The 22852-nt window shown below is 70.3% G+C and carries 19 protein-coding genes; 11 read left to right on the top strand and 8 right to left on the bottom strand.

Features of this window, described 5'->3' with window-relative positions; translation table 11 throughout:
- Position 1: 1 nt before the first annotated feature.
- Complete coding sequence (locus ATM97_RS08630; protein WP_218717426.1) at positions 2-1039, bottom strand: NrtA/SsuA/CpmA family ABC transporter substrate-binding protein; 1038 nt, start codon at positions 1037-1039, stop codon at positions 2-4.
- Between the two features lie 213 nt (positions 1040-1252).
- On the opposite strand from ATM97_RS08630, the gene ATM97_RS08625 reads away from it, so the two are divergent.
- From ATM97_RS08625 to ATM97_RS08615, 3 genes are all read left to right on the top strand, one after another.
- Positions 1253-2005: an IclR family transcriptional regulator gene (locus ATM97_RS08625; RefSeq protein WP_218717425.1), complete on the top strand. Its 753-nt coding sequence runs from the start codon at positions 1253-1255 to the stop codon at positions 2003-2005.
- Positions 2006-2092: 87 nt separating this feature from the next.
- Entirely contained in the window at positions 2093-3526 is a 1434-nt protein-coding gene (locus ATM97_RS08620) for an MDR family MFS transporter (protein ID WP_218717448.1), read from the top strand.
- 120 nt (positions 3527-3646) lie between these two features.
- Positions 3647-4510 carry a class I SAM-dependent methyltransferase gene (locus ATM97_RS08615; protein WP_308248419.1) on the top strand — a complete coding sequence of 288 codons (864 nt, stop codon included), beginning with the start codon at positions 3647-3649 and terminating at the stop codon, positions 4508-4510.
- A gap of 3 nt (positions 4511-4513) precedes the next feature.
- On the opposite strand, the gene ATM97_RS08610 is transcribed toward ATM97_RS08615, so the two are convergent.
- Together ATM97_RS08610 and ATM97_RS08605 are read right to left on the bottom strand one after the other, a co-directional pair.
- On the bottom strand, positions 4514-5521 hold the full coding sequence (locus ATM97_RS08610; RefSeq protein ID WP_218717424.1) for a hypothetical protein: 1008 nt from the start codon (positions 5519-5521) through the stop codon (positions 4514-4516).
- Positions 5522-5654: 133 nt separating this feature from the next.
- Positions 5655-7070, bottom strand: coding sequence for an amino acid permease (locus ATM97_RS08605; RefSeq protein ID WP_255587416.1), 1416 nt, complete (start codon positions 7068-7070; stop codon positions 5655-5657).
- A gap of 146 nt (positions 7071-7216) precedes the next feature.
- Here ATM97_RS08605 and ATM97_RS08600 point away from each other — a divergent pair, with 146 nt between their 5' ends.
- Positions 7217-8209 carry an LLM class flavin-dependent oxidoreductase gene (locus tag ATM97_RS08600; protein ID WP_218717423.1) on the top strand — a complete coding sequence of 331 codons (993 nt, stop codon included), beginning with the start codon at positions 7217-7219 and terminating at the stop codon, positions 8207-8209.
- A 12-nt stretch (positions 8210-8221) separates the two neighbouring features.
- On the opposite strand, the gene ATM97_RS08595 is transcribed toward ATM97_RS08600, so the two are convergent.
- Positions 8222-9049, bottom strand: coding sequence for an NADPH-dependent oxidoreductase (locus ATM97_RS08595; protein WP_218717422.1), 828 nt, complete (start codon positions 9047-9049; stop codon positions 8222-8224).
- A 133-nt stretch (positions 9050-9182) separates the two neighbouring features.
- Between ATM97_RS08595 and ATM97_RS08590 the strand changes: the two genes are divergently transcribed.
- Positions 9183-9788, top strand: a complete 606-nt coding sequence (locus ATM97_RS08590; RefSeq protein WP_218717421.1) for a pyridoxamine 5'-phosphate oxidase family protein — start codon at positions 9183-9185, stop codon at positions 9786-9788.
- 9 nt (positions 9789-9797) lie between these two features.
- Positions 9798-10544 (top strand): M50 family metallopeptidase, encoded by a 747-nt coding sequence (locus tag ATM97_RS08585; protein WP_218717420.1) that lies wholly within the window; start codon positions 9798-9800, stop codon positions 10542-10544.
- Here ATM97_RS08585 and ATM97_RS08580 read toward each other — a convergent pair.
- A complete protein-coding gene (locus ATM97_RS08580) occupies positions 10535-11017 on the bottom strand; it encodes a gluconokinase (RefSeq protein WP_218717445.1) in 483 nt (160 codons plus the stop codon). The two genes, ATM97_RS08585 and ATM97_RS08580, sit on opposite strands and share 10 nt — an antisense overlap.
- Positions 11018-11139: 122 nt before the next feature.
- On the bottom strand, positions 11140-13179 hold the full coding sequence (locus tag ATM97_RS08575; protein ID WP_255587415.1) for a CocE/NonD family hydrolase: 2040 nt from the start codon (positions 13177-13179) through the stop codon (positions 11140-11142).
- Between the two features lie 254 nt (positions 13180-13433).
- On the opposite strand from ATM97_RS08575, the gene ATM97_RS08570 reads away from it, so the two are divergent.
- On the top strand, positions 13434-14234 hold the full coding sequence (locus tag ATM97_RS08570; RefSeq protein WP_218717419.1) for a VOC family protein: 801 nt from the start codon (positions 13434-13436) through the stop codon (positions 14232-14234).
- A 63-nt stretch (positions 14235-14297) separates the two neighbouring features.
- Positions 14298-14744, top strand: a complete 447-nt coding sequence (locus ATM97_RS08565; RefSeq protein ID WP_308248418.1) for a cupin domain-containing protein — start codon at positions 14298-14300, stop codon at positions 14742-14744.
- Between the two features lie 3 nt (positions 14745-14747).
- Here the strand turns inward: ATM97_RS08565 and ATM97_RS08560 are convergent, their stop codons facing one another.
- A complete protein-coding gene (locus tag ATM97_RS08560) occupies positions 14748-16790 on the bottom strand; it encodes an alkyl sulfatase dimerization domain-containing protein (RefSeq protein ID WP_308248417.1) in 2043 nt (680 codons plus the stop codon).
- Between the two features lie 81 nt (positions 16791-16871).
- Complete coding sequence (locus ATM97_RS08555; protein WP_218717418.1) at positions 16872-18494, bottom strand: CdaR family transcriptional regulator; 1623 nt, start codon at positions 18492-18494, stop codon at positions 16872-16874.
- Positions 18495-18628: 134 nt separating this feature from the next.
- Between ATM97_RS08555 and pruA the strand changes: the two genes are divergently transcribed.
- The 3 genes from pruA to ATM97_RS08540 all read left to right on the top strand — a co-directional run bounded on the left by pruA (position 18629) and on the right by ATM97_RS08540 (position 22822).
- A complete protein-coding gene (gene pruA / locus ATM97_RS08550) occupies positions 18629-20281 on the top strand; it encodes an L-glutamate gamma-semialdehyde dehydrogenase (RefSeq protein WP_218717417.1) in 1653 nt (550 codons plus the stop codon).
- Positions 20281-21243, top strand: coding sequence for a proline dehydrogenase family protein (locus ATM97_RS08545; RefSeq protein WP_218717416.1), 963 nt, complete (start codon positions 20281-20283; stop codon positions 21241-21243). Before pruA ends, ATM97_RS08545 begins: the two co-directional genes overlap by 1 nt.
- 151 nt (positions 21244-21394) lie before the next feature.
- Positions 21395-22822: an amino acid permease gene (locus tag ATM97_RS08540; protein ID WP_218717415.1), complete on the top strand. Its 1428-nt coding sequence runs from the start codon at positions 21395-21397 to the stop codon at positions 22820-22822.
- Positions 22823-22852 lie beyond the last annotated feature (30 nt).

Here is a 22852-nt window from a genome sequence, read left to right as displayed (position 1 = left end):
GTCACTTTTCCTTCAGTGCTGCCAGCTGCTCGGGGCTGAGCTTGGAGCGCAGGTCGTAGAAGATGTCGGCGGCGGTGATCCGACGGCTGATCACGCCGTTGTCGGCAAAGGTGTTCACCACGTCGGCCAGGGCGGCGGCGTCGGATTCGGCGGGCAGGCGCGGCACGGTGACCTCGGAGCCCACCCGCACGGCGTCGGCGAGGCGGTCACCGGTCAGCGCGCGCGGACCGGTCTTGTCGAAGACGTTTTCGAAGTCGGCGGGCGCGGCCTTCTGCTCGGCGGTGAGTCCCTGCAGCACTTCCAGGTACTTGGCGGCGACGTCCGGGCGCTGCTCGAGGACCTCGGTGCGGAACACGACCACGGTGTTGTCGTGCGAGCCGATGGCCTTCTCGGTGACGATCTCGCGGGCGCCGGCGGCCTTGGCCTCCTGGTAGGGCACCAGGAACGAGGCCCAGGCGTCGACCTTGCCGGTGGCGAAGGCCGAGGCGGCGTCCTTCTGCTGCAGCGGGACCCTGGTCACCTCGTCGGCCGGAATGCCGGCCTGTGCCAGGGCTTTCAGGGTGATGTACTCGCCCTTGCCCGCGGGGTTGACCGCGATCCGCTTGCCGACCAGCCCGGCGACCGAGGTGACCCCGGACTCGGGGGTGACGACGATGCCGCTCTGATCCTGACCGGCGGGATCGGCCACGGCGACGATCTTGACGCCGACGTCCTTGGACAGCGCCCCCACGACGGGGCTGAACGCGGCGCCGGAGACGTCGAGCTCCTCGGTGTTGAACAGTTTCAGCATCGAGCTGAAACCCGGTGTGGTGCTGACCCATTGGATCTTCGCGCCGAGCGGAGCCAGGGCCGCGTCGAAAGTGCCGTCGCGCTTGCCGACCGCGAGCGGTCCGGTATTGCCCGGATCGGTGACCTTGAGAACGAACGAGGCCTGCGCGCCCGGTTCGGGCGTGGAGCCGGAGCCACACGCCGCGACGAGGGCGACGACGGGGACGATCGCGAGCGCGATCCTCGAGAAGGCCGGCAGCCTGCGGGACATCGGGGCTCCTGTGTTCGGGGAAGGGCGGGTAGTGCTTTCGCAGCGTAGGAGCGGCCCTGTCGCCGAACGAGGTATGTCTTTCCAAGGATCGGAAAGCTTGACAGCCGCCGATCGGGCGATCTATAGCCACTTCCGCGACAGACCCCCATCCCTTTCCGAATATCGGAAAGATGACGAGGCGTCTCGCCGAACCGCTGTGTTACCGTCGGCTCCGTGGAGACCTCCAGCGTGCAGACCGTGACCCGGGCCCTGTCGGTACTCGATTGCTTCCGCGGCGGCGAGGAACGGGGCGTCTCCGAGGTCGCGCGCGCCCAGGGCCTGGCGGTGAGCACCACCCACCGACTGCTCAGCGCCCTCGTGCAGGCCGGATTCCTGGAGAAGGACGCCGAATCGAGCCGTTACCGCATGGGTGGCGCGCTGGCCGAGTACGGGCAGATCGCCTACCGCCAGCACAAGATCTACCTCGCCGAGCCGTATCTCGAGCAGCTCGCGGCCACCACCGGCGCCACCGGGTCGGTCGCCACCCGCCACGGCATCCACGCGGTGTTGCTCGGCACGAGCCGCTGGCGCGAGAGCGACGGGCACGAGCTACAGGGCGTGCGCCTGCCGCTGCACGCGAGCGCGCTCGGCAAGGCACTGCTCGCATGGTCCGACGTCGACAACGACGAATTGCGTTCCCTTCCTTACGAAGAGGGCACCGAGCGGTCGGTGTCGAACGCCGAGGAGATGCGCGCGGAACTGGTCGCGACCCGGGCCCGCGGCTACGCCTTCAACGACCGGGAGCTCGATCCGGGCTACCGCACCATCGGCATGCCCATCCTCGACCCGCAGGGCCGGTGCCGTTTCGCGCTCGGCCTGCGTGGGCCGGTCACGCTGATGATCGACGAACGGGTGCCGTTCTTCGTCGAACTCGCCAAGGTGACCGCGGCCGATATCGCCGCCACCTTCGCCGCCGCCGCGGACTGACCGCGCCCCTTGGGTCCGTTCGGGTGCACCCGAATTCCTGGGACGATACTTTGTATTTGTTTAGTTGAGCTCATGAAGGGAGCGGTGGTGGCGACCGATACCGCAGGTCCCGCGGTCGGGCTGCGCTCCGAACGCGGCGCGATCCTGGCCTCGCTGATGATGTCGACGAGTCTGATCGCGCTGGACTCGACGATCATCGCCACCGGCGTCCTGACCATCACCAGCGATCTCGGCGGATTCGCGCTGTTCCCGTGGTTGTTCTCGATCTATCTGCTCACCCAGGCCGTGACGGTGCCGATCTACGGCAAGATCGCCGACACCGTCGGCCGCAAACCGGTGATCCTGTTCGGCATCGCGGTGTTCGCGCTGGGCTCGCTGCTGTGTGGGCTCGCCACGAGCATGGTGGCGCTGATCGCGTTCCGGGCGATCCAGGGCATCGGCGCGGGCGCGATCCAGCCGATGACGATGGTCATCGCCGCCGACCTGTACACCCTGCCCGAGCGGGCCAAGGTACAGGGCTATCTGGCCGGGGTGTGGGCCGGATCGGCGGTGCTCGGCCCCCTGGTCGGCGGCGCCTTCGCCGATTTCGCCAGCTGGCGCTGGATCTTCCTGGTCAACCTGCCGCTGGCGGCGCTGGCCGGGGTGATGCTGCTACGCAACTTCACCGAGCCGGCCCCGCGCCGGGCGCGCGGACACGTCGACTATCTCGGCGCGGCCCTGCTCACCCTCGGCGCGGGCGCGCTGATCCTCGCGTTGCTCGAGGGCGGCCAGTCGTGGGCGTGGAACTCCCCCGTCAGCCTGGCGCTGTTCGCGGGCAGCGCCGTCGTGCTGGTCGTCGTCGGCGTCGTCGAGCACCGCACCGCGAATCCGATTCTGCCGCTGTGGATCTTCACCCGCCGGGTGGTCGTCGCGGCGAGCGCGGTGTCGATGCTGATCGGCGCGATCGTGCTCGGGCTCACCTCCTATGTCCCGACCTTCGCCCAGGGCGTCCTCGGCACCACCGCCACCCTCGCCGGCCTCACCGTCGGCGCCCTGACCATCGGCTGGCCGATCACCGCCTCCCAAGCAGGCCGGTTCTACCTGCGACTCGGCTTCCGCACGACCGCGCTCATCGGCAGCGTGATCGCGGTCCTCGGCTGCCTGACGCTGCTCCCGATCGGCGATCACGCGAGTCCGTGGCAGCTCGCGGGCGCCTGTTTCCTCATCGGCGCGGGCATGGGCCTGGTCGCCAACCCGACGCTGATCGCCGCCCAGACCGACGCGGCCTGGTCCGAGCGCGGCGTCGTCACCTCGGCGACCATGTTCGCCCGCTCCATCGGCAGCGCGGTCGGCGTCGCCGTCTTCGGCGCCGTCGTCAACGCGCGGGTCGACGCGGCCGACCGCCCGGACCCCGGCGAACTCGCCGACGCGATCCACCTGGTGTTCGTCACCCTCCTGGCCATGTCGGTCGTCCTGCTCGCCGCCGCGGCCACCATGCCCGGCGCACGGCCCACCGCCCCCGCCGACGTCCAGGTCGACTGATCCCCGCTACGCCGCACGAGCATTCGGTCGCGGCACCGAACCCTCACTGCCAGCGGCCACGACACACGCGCTAGATACTGGGCCGATCGAACCCGCTCGGCCACACGAGCTCTCGGCGCAGTGCCGAACGATCGGACGCCACCGGCGGAGCTGCGCTGCACCGCCGGGGTGCGCGCCGGTAGGGTCGAGACGGTGTGGGGAACAGGGGATTCGACGGATCCGGCGGGGCGACGGGCGAATCGGGCGAGGTCGTTCGGGGCGCAGGCCGCGGTGTACGCCGAGCACCGGCCGGACTACGCGGCGGCCGCGATCCGGTGGGCATTGGCCCGGGTCGGGCGGACAGACCCGGTGGTCCTCGATCTGGGCGCGGGCACCGGCAAGCTGACCGACGGATTGCTGGCGGCCGGAGCGACGGCCATCGCGGTCGAACCCGATGCGGCGATGCTCGCGGAGCTGGTGCGGCGGTATCCGGCGGTGAGGGCGCTCGCCGGTGCGGCGGAGGCGATTCCGCTGCCCGACGACTCGGTGGACGCGGTGGTCGCCGGGCAGGCGTTCCACTGGTTCGATCAGGACAGCGCGTTCCCCGAGATCGCGCGGGTCCTGCGGCCGGGTGGGGTGTTCGCGGCGTTCTGGAATACCGACGACGACAGCACCGAGTGGGTGGCCGGGCTCAAGCGGATCTCCCGGTCGGCGGTGTCGTTCACCCCGTCCGAGACCGAGGACCAGCTCCCGGCGCATCCACTGTTCACGGCATTCGAGAAGGCGGAGTTCACGCACGCACAGCGACGCACCGCCGAATCGCTGGTCACGACGATCGGCACCCATTCGCACACCGTGGTGATCTCCCCGGAGCAGCGCACCGCGCTGCTCGACCGCATCCGGGACTACCTGCGCGCGACACCGGAGACCGCACAGGGCGAGTTCGACTTCCCGTTGCGTACCGAGGTGATCCGGGCGGTGCTGCGCGGATCACCTCGGCACTGAGCGTCAGCTCGCGCGTTCCGCCAGGCCACGCACCACGTCGACGACCTCGCCCGGCGCGAACTCGACGACCCGGCGTACCCGTGAATTGGCCACGGGCGCCAGGTCGACGACGATCGGCGCGCCCGGGCCCTCCTGCGCGATCGCGGTGATCCGGTCCTGGAGGAAGCCGCCGTCGGGGACGCCGACGCGAATGACGTCACCGACCGTGAGCGCCTCGGCCCGGACCGGGCCGCCGAACGCCGCGGTGGGATCGAAGGTGCCGCAGCGGGTGTGGCCGGTGGTCGCGCCGAGGCCGCGCTCGGCAATGGTCCACCACACCGTCGATTCCGGTTCGCCGGCCCCGACGCGCGCGTGCCAGGCCAGCACCCGATCGCGTTCGGCCTCGGCGGCCGCGCGGGTCTCGTGCAGGGAGACCTGCCTGCGGATCGGGGCGTTGCGGGAGCGGGTGGTGCCCGCCGCGCCGTCGATCACCAGGATCCACCGGGCGCCGACGGCGTCGTCGCGGCGGGCCGAGACCCGCTTGGCCAGGGCCAGTCCCGGCGTCGCGCCCAGCTGGTCGGCCGCCTCCTCGATGCTCGCGACGAGCCCGAGCGAGCGCAGCAGCTCGGCCGCCGACAGCTCCGAGGTCCCCAATTCCTGCGCCAGCGCGGTCATCGGCGTGCGCCGGCGCCAGCCGATCCGGGCGCAGTGTTCGTGCCGGGTGAACCACAGCCCGCTGCGGGTGCGGCGGTGCTGATCGACGACCACCGCCCACCAATCCCATTCGGGCTCGGCGACCAGCCTGCCGCGAATCCAGCGTTCCCGCTCGGCCGTCGGCACCCGTTCCTCGGGTGGCACGAAATTGCGGAGGGCGGCGCGCACCGCGGACTCGGTGCGCCCCACCGTCCTCGCGGTGCGCGCCAGGTCGGCCCCCGCGCGCAGATCGTCGGCCAGGACCCGGTATTCCGATTCGCGCCAGGTGGTCCCATGCCTGCTCGGTGGCTGCAGATCGCCACGGTCGTCGTCACTCATCCCCGTGCCCCCGTTCTCGCACCGCCCGGCCACACTCGCGCCGGGCTCGTTTGTGTGACCCTTCGACGATACCGGTGGGGTATGACAGAAAACGCTTGTCTGCCAGCGGCTTTCCAGCAAACGGAGGTGGTGCTCAGCCGGTGTGTGTGACGCCGCGGCGGCCGAAGGCGTAGTAGCCCAGGCACACCAGCGCCGCCCAGACCGCGCCGACGACCAGCGCGGTGCGCCCACCGTCGGTCCACAGCAGCAGCACCACGACCAGGCCGAGGAATCCCAGTGCGGCCCAGGTCGTCACGGGCGCGCCGGGCAGCCGGTAGTCACTGGCGGGCAGCTCCCCCGCCCGGACCTTGGCGCGATACTTCAGGTGGCACATCAGGATCACGCCCCACACGACGATGATGCCGACGGTGCTGACCGAGGTGATGTAGGCGAAGGCCTTGTCCGGCGAGATCAGGTTGACCACGACGCCGATGACCATCGCCGCGGCCGAAGCGCAGATGCCGGTGAACGGCACCGACTGCTTGCTCAGCTTCGCGAAGCCGACGGGCGCCTCGTCGCGCAGCGCGAGGCTGCGCAGCATCCGGCCGGTGGAGTAGATGCCGGAGTTGCACGACGACAGCGCCGCGGTGAGCAGCACGAAGTTGATGATGCCCGCGGCGGCGGGAATACCGATCTGCTCGAACACCTCCACGAACGGGCTGCGGCCCGCGTGGAAGGTCCGCCAGCTCGCCACCGACATGATCACCACGAGCGCGCCGACATAGAACAGGCCGATGCGGAACGGCAGCGTATTGATCGCCTTGCGCAGGGTGGCCTTCGGATCGCGGGCCTCCCCGGCCGTCACACCCACCAGTTCCACACCCACATAGGCGAACACGACGATCTGCAGCACCAGCAGGGTCTGCCCGAAGCCGTGCGGGAAGACCCCGCCGTCGGCCCACAGGTTGGTCACCGTCGGGTTCGCGGCATGGCCGAAGCCGAACACGAGCACGCCGATGCCGATCAGGATCATCGCCAGGATCGCGGTCACCTTGATGGCCGAGAACCAGAACTCGCCCTCGCCGAAGATCCGGACCGAGATCAGGTTCGCGGCGAACAGCACCGCCAGCACCACCAGCGCGGTCACCCACTGCGGGATGTCGAACCAGTACTGCACGTATTTGCCCGCGACGGTGATCTCGGCCATGCAGGTCGACACCCACACCGCCCAGTACGACCATCCGGTGGCGAAACCGGCGAAGCGGCCGAGGAATTCGTGCGCGTATTCGGCGAAGCTGCCCGACACCGGTCGATAGGTCAGCAACTCACCGAGCGCGCGCATGATGACGAAGATCGCCAGGCCCGCGGCCAGGTAGGCCAGGATCAACGACGGCCCGGCCTGCTCGATGGCGGCGCCGGAGCCGTAGAACAGGCCGGTGCCGATCGCGCCGCCGATGGCGATCATCTGGATGGTGCGCGGGCTCAGCCCCCGCGCGTAGCCCTCCGATTCGGTCGTCGGAGTGGGCGCCTGCACGGCTGCGGTGGATAGCCCGGGGCCGTCAGCTGACATGGATCGTGTCCTTCCGTCGCGTCGATCAGTCCTGCACGCTACCGCCCGGCAAGCGTGGCCCCAGTCACCCCCACCGCGGGCACGGAAATACCGGCCGCCGCGCACGAGTTGCCCCTTGCGGGGGTTCGTCACGGTCGAGGAGGCTCATGAGCGCGGTCACGCTGTCGGTTCTGGATCTGGCGCCGGTGCAAGCCGACGTGAGCGCGGGCGATGCCCTGCGCGCCACCACGCGGCTGGCCCAGCACGCCGAGGAACTGGGCTTTCGCCGATTCTGGGTGGCCGAGCACCACAACATGCCCGGCATCGCCAGCTCGGCGCCCGCGGTCGTGCTGGCGCATCTGGCGGCCTCGACCTCGCGCATCCGGGTCGGTTCGGGCGGGGTGATGCTGCCCAACCATCCGCCTCTGGTGGTGGCCGAGCAGTTCGGCACGCTCGAGGCGCTGCATCCCGGCCGGATCGATCTGGGGATCGGCCGTGCCCCCGGCACCGATCCGGTGACCGCGCGTGCCCTGCGCCGCAGCGCCGAAGGGCTCGGCGGCGAGTCGTTCCCCCGCGAGCTCACCGCGCTGATCGGGTTCTTCCGCGGCGCCGACGGCGAAGGCATCGTCGCCAGCCCCGGCCGCGGCACCGAACCGGCGGTGTGGCTGCTCGGCTCGAGCGGCTACAGCGCCCAGGTGGCGGCGGTCCTCGGGCTGCCCTTCGCGTTCGCCCATCACATCGCCCCGGACAACACCGCCGCCGCGCTGGCCCTCTATCGCGACAACTTCCGGCCCTCGGACGTGCTGAGCGAGCCGTACACGATCGTGGCCGCCTCGGCGATCTGCGCCGACACCGATGCCGAGGCCGACCGGCTCGCCGCGCCGCGCGACCTCGCCTTCGCCCAACTGCGCGCGGGCCGCCCGCAGGCACTCGCCACGCCGGCGCAGGCCGCCGCCTTCCCCGGCAGCGACGCCGAGCGCCGCTTCGCCGGGCAGCGCAAGGCCGGTCAGCTGCAGGGCTCGCCGGACACGGTGCGCGAACAGGCGGCCGCGCTGCTTTCCGCCACCGCGCCCGACGAGCTGATGCTCAACACCCTCGTCTACGACATCGACGCCAGGATCCGCTCGCTCGAGCTCAGCAGCAAGGCGATCAACGGCTGAGCCGGACCCGGCTCACAGCAGCCGGAATCCCCGGGTCTGCAACGACTCCCGCAGGCGGTGGCGGCCGTTGAGCGAGGCCACCGAGGCGAGCCTGGCCAGCACCCGCTCGGTCCAGGAAAACGGCAGACCCTGGTCGGCGTAGATCTCGCCGATCCGCTCCTCGTAGGTGTCGATCGGGGCGCGCTGACCGGCCAGGTCGTAGGTCTCCTGGTGCAGGACGGCGGCCTGCGGCAGGCGCGGCTTCACCCGGGTTCCCTCGGCCGGGTCGGGATGGCCGACGACCAGGCCGAAGACCGCGAACACGTGGTCGGGCAGCCCCAGCTCGGCGGCCACCCGCTCCGGATCGTTGCGCAGCGCGCCGATGTAGACGGTGCCCAGGCCCAGGGATTCGGCGGCGACCACCGCGTTCTGCGCCGCCAGTGCCGCGTCGATAAAACCGACATAGCTGGATTCGAGGTAGTCGGCGCCGTCGAGCGGCACGCCGCGATCGTCGGCGAGCTGGCGCAGACGGGCGAAGTCGGCCGTCCACACCAGCAGTACCGGAGCCTGCACGATGTGCTCCTGCCCACCGGCGACCTCGGCGAGACGGGCCTTGCGCGCCGGATCGCGCACCTCGACAACGCTCCACACCTGCAGATTCGACGACGTCGCCGCGGACTGCGCGGCCGAGACCAGCAGCCGGATCGTCGCGGGCGGCACCGGATCGGGCAGGTAGCGGCGCACCGACTTGTGGCTGTGCAGCACCTCCAGCACCGGGTTCCACTGCGCGGGAACCTCGGTCGCCGGATCGGCGTAACGCTGCTGCACGAGGTGGACGGGGCTGGGGGCGGTCTGCGTCATCTCGCCATCGTCGCCGCACGGGCCGCGCACGTCTGCGGTAACCCTCAGCGTGAACCGAACGACGACCCCGGCACGGCCGATCGATACAGTGGTGCGGGGGAACCCACCGACGGGTGGGACGAGGGAGTGCGTCATGGGCAAGGTGTTCGATCGGATCGACGACAGACTACGAACCTTCATCGGCGAGCAGCCGATGTTCTTCGTCGGTACCGCGCCCTCGGCCGGCGGCCACGTCAACGTCTCCCCCAAGGGCTACCGCGACACCTTCGCGGTCCTCGACGATCACACCGTCGCCTATCTCGATCTGTTCGGCAGCGGCTCCGAAACCATCGCCCATCTGCGCGACAACGGCCGGATCACCGTGATGTTCTGTTCGTTCACCCGCACCGCCCGCATCCTGCGGCTGTTCGGCACCGGCCGCGTAGTGCGGCCCGACTCGGCCGAATTCGCCACGCTGCGTGATCATTTCGGCACCGACCACCCCGGCATCCGGGCGGTGGTCGTGGTGTCGGTGGAGCGGATCGCCGACTCGTGCGGCTGGTCGGTGCCCTATCTCGACCTCGTCGAGGAACGCTCGATCCTCGACGAGGCGCACACCCGCCGCACCGACGCCGATTTCGCCCGCCGCATCGCCGGCGACAACGCCACCAGCATCGACGGCCTGCCGGCGCTGGAACCGGATCATCCACTGCCGTCCCAGCTCACGCGCGAACCCACGCCACCCGCCGTGGACGGCTAAAGTGCGGCGGTGAACACCGGATCCGCCAGCTCGCTGCTCGATCGTCTCCTCGCCACCCAACCCGCGCCCGCCTGGTGGCTGGTGCTCGCCACCGCCGCCGTCGCGCTCTTCCTGGTCGGTTACCGGCCGCTGTGGCGGCTCACCAGGGCCGCGGTCACCGTGGCGCACGAGGGCGGCCACGCGCTGGTCGCCCTGCTCACCGGGCGCAGGCTGCACGCGATCACCCTGCACACCGACACCTCGGGCCTGACCGTGTCCAGCGGCAAGCCGACCGGTCCCGGCATGATCCTCACCGCCGCCGCGGGCTATCCGGCGCCCGCGCTGCTCGGGCTGGGGTACGCGGCGCTGCTCGGGTCGGGCCGGGTGACGCTGATGCTGTGGGCGACGCTGCTGATGCTGGCCGCCGTGCTGATCAAGGTCCGCAACATCTATGGGCTGCTGACCGTGGCCGTGCTCGGCGCGCTGGTGTTCGGGGTGTCCTGGTTCGGTACCGACCAGATGCAGGCCGCGTTCGCCTATCTCGCCGCGTGGTTCCTGCTGGCCGCCGCGGTCCGCCCGGTGATCGAACTGCAGCGCAGCCGCCGCAGGCAGCCCGGTCACACCGCCTCCGACGCCGACCAGCTGGCCCGGCTCACCCATCTGCCCGCGCTGCTGTGGGTGGGGATCTTCGCGGTGCTGTGCCTGGCCGCGCTGGTGGTCGGCGGTGCACTGCTGCTGGCGCCGGTCCAGCAGCTGCACCCGCTGCTTCAGCGGTGAGCGGCGCGCCAGGCCTCGACGGCCTCGGTGACGAGGACGGTCGGCGGCTCGAGCGCGTTGAGGGTGATCCCCGCTTCGTCGGGCTGTAGTGGTTCCAGCGTGGCCAGCTGGGAATCGAGCAGCGCCGTCGGCATGAAATGGCCGAGCCTGCCGGTCATCCGGCGCAGCAGTTCCTCGCGGCCCGCGGCCAGGTGCACGAAGTAGGTGTTCGGGGCGCCGCGGCGGAGTCGGTCACGGTAGGTGCGCCGCAGAGCCGAGCACGCGGCGACACCGCCGGATTCCTGATGCTCACCGAGCCAGCCCGCGACGATGTCGAGCCAGGGCGCGCGGTCCTCGTCGGTCAGCGGGATCCCCGCCGCCATCTTCTCGATGTTCTCGATGGGATGGAAGTCGTCGCCCTCGGCGTAGGGCACCCCGAGCCGTTCGGCGGCGAGCGCGCCGACGGTCGTCTTCCCGCATCCGGACACGCCCATCACCACGATGACGGGTTGCACCACACCGACCTCCTCGTCCGAGCCACTGCCCTACAGGCTCACACACCCCGCCGCGACCGGGTTCGGGAAACGCCGGACCGGCGGTCGATCCGTGCGTCGTTTCAGGGAATCGGGCGGTCGGTGGGCAGGTTGACGAAGCTCGGCGCGGCCGGATCCAGACGCAGGTGCTGGGGTTCCATGCCGCTCGCGTTCAGCATCGGCCGGAACGGCAGCGCTTTGGGCGCGTTGCCCGCGTAGACATCGATGCGCAGCCGATGCCCCGGCGCCAGGACCGCCTGCGTCGGGATGACGGCGACGTCGAGGTCGGTGGGCGCGCCGGGCACCACGGGCAGCAGATCGTCGACGGTGAGCGGATTGAACGGCGCGGTGAGGTCGCCGTTGACCGAACGGGCACTGCGCCGTTCGTCGATCGCGCGCATCGATGTGGTGAGCTGACCGGTGGTCAGCACCGTCGAGGTGCCGTCGGGCGATACGTCGTTGACGGTGACATTCCAGAAGCCGTCGGTCGTGTCGTGCACGGTGTTGAGCCGCACATTGATCGGACCGGAGATCACCGTCTGCTCGGTGAGCGGGGCGCTGGTGAAGGTGAGCCCGTTGCGTTCGGCGATCCGGGAGTCCTTCGCGCAGGTGTCCAGCGCGGCGGCCATCCCGGCCGAGCCCTGCGCCGCGTCGCGCGAGCAGATCGTGCTCAGACCGGGTGCGACGGTGAGGTTTTCGGTCGTCGTCGGCCCGGTGGCACTCAACGATCCGTCGTGGAGGCTGTCCTCGGTACTGCCGCTGGGCGCGGCCGAGAGATAGACGCGACGATGGGTGACACCGGGCATCGGGAACTCCGGCAGCGTGATCCAGCTACCGCCCTGCTGCTTGACCGTGACCGGCCCGAAGGTGTCCACGCCGCTGTCGATGTCCTTGAGCCACTTGTCGAACCAGGCCCGCTGCAGTACGTCCAGACGCGGCGGTGCGCCCGGAACACCGGTCCCCGCACCGGGATTGGCGTGATAGGTGTCGCCGACGACGAGCTGTTTGCGCCCGACGGGCAGCGGGATCTGCTCGTAGAGTTTGGTCGCGCTGTTGGCGAAGATGTCGTGCCAGCCGCCGTAGACGAAGGTCGGCACGGTGACCTGCTCGGGATGCCCCATGATCGCCTCGCGGAACGCGGAGGTGTCGTCGAGGGCGCCGTCGAGCGCGGGCGGCATATTCGACAGCGAGGGGGTGAGCAGGGACTGGGCGAGCAGGTCGAAATTGGTGGTCGGGTCGGCGAGGCGATCGTGGAACCAGGTCCAGTCGAAGGTGCCGTCGGCCATCGAGGCGACATCGGGTACGAGTTTGAGCTGGTTGACCGAGTTCAGCCACAGCGGCAGGAAGGTGGTGCCGACGCCGCCGCCGGGGGCGACCACGTCGCGCATCAGGTCGCTGCCCGGTTCCACAGGGAAGATCGCCTGCAGCGCGGCGGGGGCGTTCTCGGCCGCGCGCAGCTGATTGATGCCGGAATAGGAGCCGCCGCTCATCCCGATCCGCCCGTTCGACCACGGCTGGCGGGCCGCCCAGTCGATCACCTCGCGGGTGTCGAGCTGTTCGCGGGCGCCGAGGGTGTCCCATTTGCCTTGCGACAGGCCGGTTCCGCGCACGTCGGCGACGACGACGGTGTACCCGCTGCCGATGAGCTTGCGGTCGACGCCGAGCATGGTCTGGATCATGCCGCCGTCGAGTGCCTGCATCAGATCGCCGAACCCGCTGATCGGCGTGGCCGACAGGTTCAGCCTGCGCACGATGTCGACCGCCGTGGCCTGCAGGCCCGGGATGGCGGCGGCGGATTCGATCAGGCCGGTCATCAGTTTCGAGTAGGGCGTGAGGCTGACGATCGTCGGCAGCGGCTGCTGCTCGATCTCACCCGCGGCGTTCGCCGGCCGGTAGACGTCGGCTTTGAGCACGACGCCGTCGCTCATGGTGATCCGCACGCCGCGCTCCACTCGCACCTCGGGATAGGCGCCCGGCCCGTCGTGCAGGGCCGTCCACCGGGCCGCGGGCGGTTCGGCCGGGTCACCCGCCGCCGGTCCGCCGCCGCATCCGAGCACGAGCATCACCGCGAGGATCGTCACGAGCATCCGGACGAACCCACGTTCGGAACCTCTCACTGCCATTGCGTCGCTCCCCGACCGGTTCGTTCGTCTCCACTGTTGACCTAGCCACCACACGATCGAGCGCGGAAACTGTAACAGGGGTAACGACCTGGCGAGCCGAGCGTCGGCCCGCTCGGACTGTCGCAGTGAATACCCGTTGTTCCAGTTCAGCGCGCTGTGCGGGTCGCACGACTGTCGGAGGCTGATGGTTGACTGGCACCCGCCGGCGCGGTTCCGGCCGGCTTCCATCCATCACCGAGGAAGGACGTTCGACAATGCCGACACGTGACGAAGCTTGGCCGCAGGGCACGCCCTGCTGGATCGACTGTCAGGTCGACGACACCACCGCCGCCCGTGACTTCTACAGTGCCCTGTTCGGCTGGGACATCCAGGACGGGCCCGCCGATGCGGGCGGTTACCTGATGGCGACACTGGACGGCAGGCCCGCCGCCGGCATCGGCCCGAAGCCCGACGGCATGCCGATGCCCTCGGCCTGGACCACCTACTTCGCGGCCGAGCGCGCCGACGAGATCGCCGAGAAGGTGAGCAAGGCGGGCGGCCAGGTGTTCATGCCCCCGTTCGACGTGCTCGACGTGGGCCGCATGTTCATCGGCGCCGATCCGACCGGCGGGGTGTTCGGTGTCTGGGAGGCGAAGGCGCACACCGGCGCCGGCGTCTACAACCAGCACGGCGCCTACTGCTGGAACGAACTGCACACCGGCGGCTACGACCGGGCCCACGACTTCTACAACGCCGTCTTCGGCTGGCACTACACCGAGATCGGCGACGGCGAGAACTTCGTCTACTCCACCTTCGCGCTGCCCGGCCAGACCCACACCATCGGCGGGATGATGGACGCGTCCGCGCTTGGCACGCCGACCTACTGGCTCACCTGGATCCAGGTCGACGGCGCCGACGCCGCGCTGGCCAAGGCCACCGAACTGGGCGCCTCGGTGATCATGGGCCCCGACGACAGCCCGTTCGGGCGGATGGGCATCCTGCAGGCGCCCCAGGGCGAGGTGTTCGGCGTCATCGATCCGGCCGAGGCCGTGGGCGAGGTCCCCACCGGCGCCTGACGGCGAATCCGCACTGCCGTTCGCTTGCGCATAGTCCCCTATCGGCGAACGATGAGCTGTGCGGTGGCTGCCGTCGCGGGCCGAGCGCGTGGACGCGCCCTGGTGGACACGACTCCTCGGCCACCTTCGACAACACAGGAGCCGATGATGTCCGCCCTGACCCGCAAGAATTTCGACGCACCCGAGGAAACCCGGCCCTTCGAGCAGGACAAAGGCCGGCTCGATCTCGTGAATCTCGACAGCGGACCGGTGGGCCGCGCCGTGTTCGAACCGGGCTGGCGGTGGTCACTACACGTCAAACCGATCGCCGGGACCGACAGTTGCCAGGCGCCGCACATGGGCTACTGCCTGTCCGGGCGCATGGTGGTGGTGATGGACGACGGCGAACAGCAGGAGTTCGGGCCGGGCGACCTGATGCTGGTGCCGCCCGGCCACGACGCCTGGGTGGTCGGTGACGAAGCCTGCGTGATGCTCGATTGGCAGGGCGTCGCCGACTACGCCAAGCGGTAGCGGCTAGGGCGTCACGATGGCGAAGTTCGGGTCCGGCTTGTCGATCAGGCCGGGCAGCTTCGTCAGCGCGGTGACATCGCCCTCGACGACGATGTCACCGCTGAGCACTGCCTTCTTCAGATCGCCGCCGCCGGCCAGGCTGCGGATCAGCACGGGCCGTGTCAGGGTGAGGGTGGCCTCCGGCGCGGGCAGCTCGTCGCCGGGGAACCGGTCGTAGTGCACGAGCACGCCGTTGCGCAATTCCACGCGGTGGATCCGGTTGCCCTCGTCGCTGATCCGCCAGTCGCTGGTGAGCTTCACGTCCCAAGCCTTGGGCCCGTCGATGCGCAGGGCCATCGCGTCGAACACCTGCTCCACGCTCAGTGCCGCCGCCAGCGCCGCCGAGTTCGCCGCGGTCGGGGTGCCGAAGGCGCCGTGGCGTAGTTCATGGGCACCGCTGAGGTAGAAGTTGCGCCAGGTGGCGTTCTCCGCGCCGTAGGCGAGCTGTTCGAAAGCACTCGCCTGCAACGCTTTCGCGGTGTCGTTGCCCGGCTCGGCGAAGATCGCGTAGTTCAGCAACTGCACCGCCCAGCGGAAGTCGGCGGCGTCGTAGGCCCGCTGCGCCTGCTGCAACACCGCGGCGATCCCGCCCATCGCCTCGACGTGGCGGCGGGCGTTGTCCACCGGCGGATGCTCCCAGAGGTGGGCGGGGTTGCCGTCGAACCAGCCCATGTAGCGCTGATAGACGGCTTTGACATTGTGGCTGATCGAGCCGTAGTAGCCGTGCGTGGACCAGGTGGCGGTGAGCGCGGGCGGCATCGTCATCATCTCGGCGATCTCGGCGCCGACGTAGCCCTTGTTCAGCAACCGCAGCGTCTGGTCGTTGAGGTAGGCGTAGAGATCGCGTTGCAGCGACAGGAACTCGACGATCCGGTCGGTGCCCCAGATCGGCCAGTGATGAGAGGAGAACACCAGCTCGGCCCGGCGACCGTACCGGTTGATCGACTCCGTCAGGTATTTCGCCCAGACGTGGGGGTCGCGGACCAGCGCGCCGCGCAGGGTGACGATGTTGTGCATGGTGTGCGTGGCGTTCTCGGCCATGCACAGGATGCGACGGTCGGGGAAGTAGATGTTCATCTCCGCCGGCGCCTCGGTGCCCGGCGTGAGCTGGAAGACCATCCGCACGCCGTCGACCGTCTCGACCTGGTCGGTGCGGGTGATGTCGAGCGTGGGCGGGATCAGGCTGACCGTGCCGGTCGAAGTGGTCTGCCCGAGACCCGAGCCGACCTGGCCTTTCGGCCCGCGCGGCAGCGCGGCGCCGTACATGTAGGCGGCGCGGCGGGCCATCGCGGTGCCGGTGTAGATGTTCTCGGCGACCGCGTGTTCCAGGAAGCCGACAGGCGCGAGCACCGGGCAGCGGCCCGCCGCGACATCCTGCGGGGCGAGGACCCCGTAGCTGCCGCCGAAGTGGTCGACATGGGAGTGCGAGTAGATCAGACCGGTCACCGGCCGGTCACCCCGATGCTCGCGATACAGCGCCAGCCCCGCGGCCGCGGTTTCGGCGGACACGAGCGGGTCGATGACGACGACCCCGGTGTCGCCCTCGATCAGCGTCATGTTCGATAGGTCGAAGCCGCGGATCTGATAGAAGCCGGGCGCGATCTCGTAGAGTCCCTGTTTCACGGTGAGCTGGGATTGCCGCCACAGGCTCGGATTCACCGATCGCGGACAGGCACCGGCCAGAAAGTCGTAGGAGTCGGTGTCCCACACCACCTTTCCCGAGGCGTCGGTGATCTTGCCCGGCTCGAGGGAGGCGATCCAGCCCCGATCGGCATCGGCGAAATCGGCAGTGTCGCCGAAGGGCAGATTGTCGGCCAGCGCGCGATTGGCGTCCGCGACGGCCTCGGTCGGGTCCGTCTGCGTCCTCGACGGTGTGATCGCGCCGGTGTCGTCGCCGCAGCTGGTGACGGTCAGGCCGACAGCCAGCGCGGCGGCCGTCCCGGCTCCGACGCCGAGCATGCCGCGGCGCGACACCTCGAACCGCTGGGTATTCGTCCCGTCCACCACGACAACCTCACTCAGGTGCTCACGTCCCGCCGCGGCGGTGCGACCAGGCGTCGCTATTGCAGCATAACTGCAATAGCCGAGTTAGGGCGCGGCGATCGACACCGCGGCCAGCTGGATCTCGAGCAGCAACCGGTCGGCGGGATCGGCCAGGTCGATGCCGAGCACGGACTCGGCTCGGCGCAACCGGTACCGCAGCGTGTTCGGATGCACGCGCAGCACGGCGGCCGCGGCGCTGACCTCGCCGTGTGCCCGCAGGTAGGCCAGTACCGAGCGGCGCAGTTCGGCGGCGTGTTCGCGGTCGTAGGCGTCGAGCGCGCTCAGCCGGGGATCGTGCAGGTGTGGGCGGTCCCGGACCAGCCCCACGATCTCGGCCAGCAGCACCGCCGTCCTGGCCTCGGCCAGCGTGGCGACCCGACTGCCCGACGCCGCGGCGGCCGGGCTGTCCAGGACCCGATCGACTTCGGCGCGGGCGCTCGCGACCGCCGTCAGCCCGGCCACCGGAGCCGCGACGGCCGCGCGCACCACCAGCCCGCGCGCCTGTTCGAGCTGCTCGACGAGCTTGCGCAGCCAGGAGCCGACGCTGCGCTCGGAGTGATACGACGGCAGCAGCACATACACCCGGTCATCGATCGCCTCGGTCACCGAGTCGTCGCGAAAAGCACTGGCGTGCAAGCGGATCAGGGCGCTGGAGGCGGCCAGGTCGGCGCCCGGGCCGACCGGCGCGAAGCCGATCACCGCGGCGGGGCCGGTGGTCGGCAGGTGCAGCGCGGCCGCCACGGACGGGACGTCCACGCCGTCACCGTGCGCGCCGAAGAGCCTGCGCACCAGCAGGGCCTCGGTCGAGGGCGCGTCCAGTCCGCGCGCGATGATCCGCGCCGCGACCGCCGACGCGCCGCGCAGCACCTGGGCGGCATCGGGGCGCAGCGGGCGGTGACCCTGTTGCAGCCAGATGGTGCCGAGCATCCGCGGGGGCGTGCCGCGCCGGATGCCGACCACCAGCCTGCGCCGGATGTCGAGCTCGGGATGTTCGGGCACGTCGACGACCTCGTCGCTGCGCCGCACCCGGTCGAACACACCCCATTCGCGCAGGATCCGCAGGTAGTCGCCGGGTCCCTCGCGGCCGAGGATGGACCGGATGCGCAGTTGATCGGCGGAGGCGTCGGAGGCCGAGTAGGCCAGCACGTGTGAGTGCGGGTCCTCGATGGAGACCATCCCGCCGGTCTCCCTGGCGACCACCTGCGCGAGCCCGAACAGGTCGGTGTCGGGGGCGAGCAGGTCGTGGTCGTCGGCCGCGGCGCGCTGGCCGGGCGAGCGGGCCAGCATCCGGCGTACCAGCGCGAACACCTGGTCCCAGCGTGCCTGCCGGTGCACATGCACCAGGGCGATGCCCGCCGTCGACGCCGCGACCCGCACGGCGGGCGAGTCGTTGGCGCTCTTGGTCATCAGTACGCGCGGGCGCTGGCCGGGATCGCGGGCGCCCACCCCGCGCAGCCATCGCACCATGGCCTCGGCGTCGACGCCCACGAGCAGATACACCTCCGGCAGCGGGCCCTCGGTGTCGAGCTGGTCGGGCAGATCGGCGGGTTCGGCGAGCGCGACCGAGCGCAGCGGGACCGATTCCCCCGCCGGCGCGGCGACGAGGGTGGCGACGGTGTGGTCGAGGGCGGCGAGCAGCTCACCCAGGGTAGTGGCGTCCTCCGGCATCACGAACCTCCCGTTGCTTTGTCCGATCGGACGAACATCGGTCGGGTTCTTCGTCCGATCAGCCGATTATGCCGCCTCCCCCTCGGTGTTGACTACGTCACATCCCGCCCCTACTCGACGCAGGAGCCGCCTTCATGGACGCCATCGCGACCACTCCGCCGCCGGTCAACGAGCCTGTCGGCACCTTCGCCCCGGGGACCCCGGAGCGCGCCCGGCTGCGTACCGCACTCGCGGACCTGTCCGCGACACCCACCGAGATCCAGCACGTGATCGGTGGCCGTCACCTGCGCGGCGACGGCCCGAGTTTCGAGGTCGTCCAGCCGCACCGGCACACCGCCGTGCTCGGCACCCTGCACGACGCGACCGCCGCCGAGGCCGCCGCCGCGGTCGAGGCGGCCGACGCCGCGGCACCGGCCTGGCAGGCGATGTCGTTCGACGACCGGGCCGCGATCTTCCTGCGCGCGGCGGACCTGCTGGCCGGACCGTGGCGCGAGCGGATCTCGGCCGCGACCATGCTCGGCCAGTCCAAGTCCGCCTATCAGGCCGAGATCGACGCGCCGTGCGAGCTGGTCGACTTCTGGCGCTTCAACGTCTCCTTCGCCCGCCAGATCCTGGCCGAACAGCCGATCTCGGCGCCCGGGGTGTGGAACCGGATGCAGTACCGGTCGCTGGAGGGTTTCGTCTACGCGGTCACGCCGTTCAATTTCACCGCCATCGCGGGCAATCTGCCGACCGCGCCCGCGCTCATGGGCAACACCGTGGTGTGGAAGCCGGCCCGTTCCCAGGCTGTGGCCGCCTACCTGACCCTGCGCCTGCTCGAGGCCGCGGGACTGCCCGCCGGGGTGATCAACCTCGTCCACGGCGCGGGACCGGAGATCTCCGAGGTCGTGCTCGCCGATCCGCGGCTGGCGGGCGTGCATTTCACCGGGTCGACAGCCACCTTCCAGCACCTGTGGCGCGAGGTGGCGCAGCGCATCGACCGGTACCGCAGCTACCCGCGCCTGGTCGGCGAGACCGGCGGTAAGGACTTCGTGCTGGCCCATTCCTCGGCGGACCCCGCCGTGCTCACCACGGCGCTGCTGCGCGGCGCGTTCGACTATCAGGGCCAGAAGTGCTCGGCCGCGTCGCGCGCGTTCGTCCCGCGCTCGGTGTGGGCGGCGATGTCGGAGGATCTGATCGAACGCACGACGGCGCTGCGCTACGGCGACGTCACCGACTTCACGAATTTCGGTGGGGCGCTGATCGACCGGCGCGCCTTCGAACGCAACGCCGCCGCTCTCGAGCGGGCCAAGGCGACACCGGGGCTGACCGTGGTGGCCGGTGGCCACAGCGACGACAGCGTCGGCTGGTTCGTCGAGCCGACCGTCGTCGTGGGCGACGATCCCGCCGACGAGATCTTCCACACCGAATACTTCGGCCCGATCCTGGCCGTGCATGTCTACGACGACCGCACCCCCGACGGCTTCGCCGCGGCCATGGACCTCGTCGATCGCGGCAGCGCCTACGGGCTGACCGGGTCGATCATCGCCGAGGACCGCGCCGCGATCACCGCGGCCACCGAGCGGCTCACCTTCGCCGCGGGCAATTTCTACATCAACGACAAACCGTCCGGCGCGGTCGTCGGCCAGCAGCCCTTCGGCGGTGGGCGCGCCTCGGGCACCAACGACAAGGCGGGCTCGGCGCAGAACCTGCTGCGCTGGACCTCGGCACGCACCATCAAGGAGACCTTCACCCCGCCGACCGAGCACCGCTATCCCCATCAGGCACCCGACCCGGAGGTCCGCTGATGTCCGCCCTCCTGCGCTCGACCCTGCTCGCCGCCGCCCGTTCACCCCGGCTGGAACGCGCCGTCACCCGACTGCCGGTCAGCCGGGCCGTGGTCGCCCGTTTCGTCGCGGGCACCACCACCGACCAGGCGGTGCGCGCGGCCGAAACACTGCTGCGCTCCGGCCGCTTCGTCAGCGTCGACTATCTGGGCGAGGACGCCACCGACCTGGCGAGCGCGGAATCGACCGTCGCGCAGTACCGGACCCTCATCGCCGCGCTCGGCCGGCTTTCCCAGGCCGAGGTCGCGGCGGGCGCCGTTCGGCCACTGGAGGTCTCGGTGAAGCTGTCCGCGCTGGGTCAGGCCCTCCCCCGCGACGGTCACGCGATCGCCCGCGACCACGCCCGCCAGATCTGCGCGGCCGCCGAGGCCGCGGGACTGTGGGTCACCGTCGACGCCGAGGACCACACCACCACCGACTCGACGCTCGAGATCGTGCGCGAGCTGCGCGCCGACTACCCGTGGCTGGGCACCGTCCTGCAGGCCTACCTGCGCCGCACCGAGGACGACTGCCGCGCGCTGGCGGGTCCCGGCTCGCGCATCCGGTTGTGCAAGGGCGCCTACGACGAACCCGAGTCGGTCGCCTTCCGCGACCGCGCCGAGGTCGACGCGTCCTATCTGCGCTGCCTGGCGATCCTGACCGCGGGCGGCGGGTACCCGATGATCGCCTCGCACGATCCGGCGGTAATCGCGGCGGCCGGGGTGGCGGTGCAGTCGGCGCAACGCAAGACCGAGGAGTACGAGTACCAGATGCTGTTCGGCATACGCGCCGACGAACAGCAGCGACTCGCCGCCGCGGGCAACCACGTTCGCGTCTATGTCCCCTACGGTGACCAGTGGTACGGATATTTCATGCGCAGGCTGGCCGAACGGCCGGCCAACCTGGGGTTCTTCCTGCGCGCGCTGGTCGGCGGGCGCGGGTGACGACCGGCTGTCCCTTCGGGCACCACCGCTGAACAATATTCACTCTCGGCGCCCGCGGCCCCGACGTGGCGGTGTACTCAGCTGAGCCTCCCGGCAGGAGGTCGGCTCGTACATCGCGACGCGGCGGTGTGCGCCGACGGAAGGAACGCGAATGTCTTTCGCACAGTTGCGCGCCCAGATGCTGCGCCGTAAACCCCTCGTCGACGTCGAGGACGAGATCCCGAGCGACGAACGGCTCGCCAAATCGCTCGGCCTGTGGCAGCTGACGGCGATCGGCGTCGGCGGCATCATCGGCGCGGGCATCTTCACCCTGGCTGGTTCGGTCGCCCACTCGGTCACCGGTCCGGCGGTGCTGATCTCGTTCTTGATCGCCGGTGTGGCCAGCGCGGCGGCGGCGCTGTGCTACGCCGAGTTCGCGGGCATGGTGCCCAAGGCGGGGTCGGCCTATACCTACGGCTACGTCTCGCTCGGTGAGCTGGCGGGCTGGTTCATCGGCTGGGATCTGCTGCTCGAGTACATCGCCGTGGCGGCGGTGGTCGCGATCGGCGTGTCCGGCTACTTCGGGTTCCTGCTCGACCAGGTCGGCCTGACCCTGCCCGAATGGATGCTCGGCGCGCCCGATACCGGCGAGGGACGGGTCGTCGACCTGTTCGCCGTGCTGTTCTGCCTGGGCACCGCGTGGGTGCTCTCGCGCGGGATCGGCAGCGTCGGCCGGTTCGAGACGATCGCGGTCGGCATCAAGGTCGCGCTGGTCGTGCTCATCGTGGCGCTGGGCGTGTTCCACATCGACAGCGCCAACTACGACCCGTACTTCCCGTTCGGGACCGGCGCGGTGTGGACGGGCGCGGCGACGGTGTTCTTCGCGGTGTTCGGCTACGACGCGATGAGTACCGCCGCCGAGGAATCGGTGGACGGACGCAAGCACCTGCCCAAGGCGATCATCTACTCCCTCGCCATCGCCATGGTGCTCTACGTGCTGGCCACGCTGGTGCTGACCGGCATGCAGAAATACACCGAGATCAGCCCGACCAGCGGCTTCTCCACCGCGTTCGAGTCGGTCGGGATGCCGGGTGTCGCCAACATCATCGCGGTGGGCGCGATCGTGGGCATCGTGACCGTGGTGCTGACGTTCATGCTCGGTGTCACCCGGGTGTGGTTCGCGATGAGCCGCGACGGCCTGCTGCCCGCGTGGTTCGCCAAGACCCATCCGACCCGCAAGGTCCCGACCAGGGTCACCTGGATCGTCGGTGTCGGCGCGGCGATCCTGGCCGGCGTGCTGCCGATCAACACCGTCGCCGAGCTCACCAACATCGGCATCCTGATGGCCTTCATCGTGGTGTGCGTCGCGGTGATCGTGTTGCGGCGCACCAGGCCCGACGCGCCGCGCTCGTTCCGGCTGCCGTTGATGCCGGTGATCCCGCTGGTCGGCATCGGGTTCTCGGCGTACCTGATCTACTCGCTGCCGTGGGAGACGTGGGTGCGGTTCCTGGTGTGGCTGATGGTGGGTCTGGTCGTCTATTTCGGCTACTCGCGCACGCATTCGGTGATGAACCGGACGGCGGTCCCGCCGAGCGCATAGCCCGGGTCCGGGCGGTCTGTGCTGTGATGG

This window comes from Nocardia sp. MH4, from assembly GCF_019266065.1.
GTDB lineage: Bacteria > Actinomycetota > Actinomycetes > Mycobacteriales > Mycobacteriaceae > Nocardia > Nocardia canadensis.
The sequence above is the reverse complement of the archived record's forward strand: the minus strand, read 5'-3'. Positions and strand labels throughout refer to the sequence as shown.

Bases quoted from the DNA above. Each gene is read 5' to 3' on its own strand.
- ATM97_RS08630 (WP_218717426.1), bottom strand. From the start codon at position 1,039: ATGTCCCGCAGGCTGCCGGCCTTCTCGAGGATCGCGCTCGCGATCGTC.
- ATM97_RS08610 (WP_218717424.1), bottom strand. From the start codon at position 5,521: ATGAGTGACGACGACCGTGGCGATCTGCAGCCACCGAGCAGGCATGGG.
- ATM97_RS08605 (WP_255587416.1), bottom strand. From the start codon at position 7,070: ATGTCAGCTGACGGCCCCGGGCTATCCACCGCAGCCGTGCAGGCGCCC.
- ATM97_RS08600 (WP_218717423.1), top strand. From the start codon at position 7,217: ATGAGCGCGGTCACGCTGTCGGTTCTGGATCTGGCGCCGGTGCAAGCC.
- ATM97_RS08595 (WP_218717422.1), bottom strand. From the start codon at position 9,049: ATGACGCAGACCGCCCCCAGCCCCGTCCACCTCGTGCAGCAGCGTTAC.
- ATM97_RS08590 (WP_218717421.1), top strand. From the start codon at position 9,183: ATGGGCAAGGTGTTCGATCGGATCGACGACAGACTACGAACCTTCATC.
- ATM97_RS08580 (WP_218717445.1), bottom strand. From the start codon at position 11,017: ATGGGCGTGTCCGGATGCGGGAAGACGACCGTCGGCGCGCTCGCCGCC.
- ATM97_RS08575 (WP_255587415.1), bottom strand. From the start codon at position 13,179: ATGGCAGTGAGAGGTTCCGAACGTGGGTTCGTCCGGATGCTCGTGACG.
- ATM97_RS08570 (WP_218717419.1), top strand. From the start codon at position 13,434: ATGCCGACACGTGACGAAGCTTGGCCGCAGGGCACGCCCTGCTGGATC.
- ATM97_RS08555 (WP_218717418.1), bottom strand. From the start codon at position 18,494: ATGCCGGAGGACGCCACTACCCTGGGTGAGCTGCTCGCCGCCCTCGAC.
- pruA (WP_218717417.1), top strand. From the start codon at position 18,629: ATGGACGCCATCGCGACCACTCCGCCGCCGGTCAACGAGCCTGTCGGC.
- ATM97_RS08545 (WP_218717416.1), top strand. From the start codon at position 20,281: ATGTCCGCCCTCCTGCGCTCGACCCTGCTCGCCGCCGCCCGTTCACCC.
- ATM97_RS08540 (WP_218717415.1), top strand. From the start codon at position 21,395: ATGTCTTTCGCACAGTTGCGCGCCCAGATGCTGCGCCGTAAACCCCTC.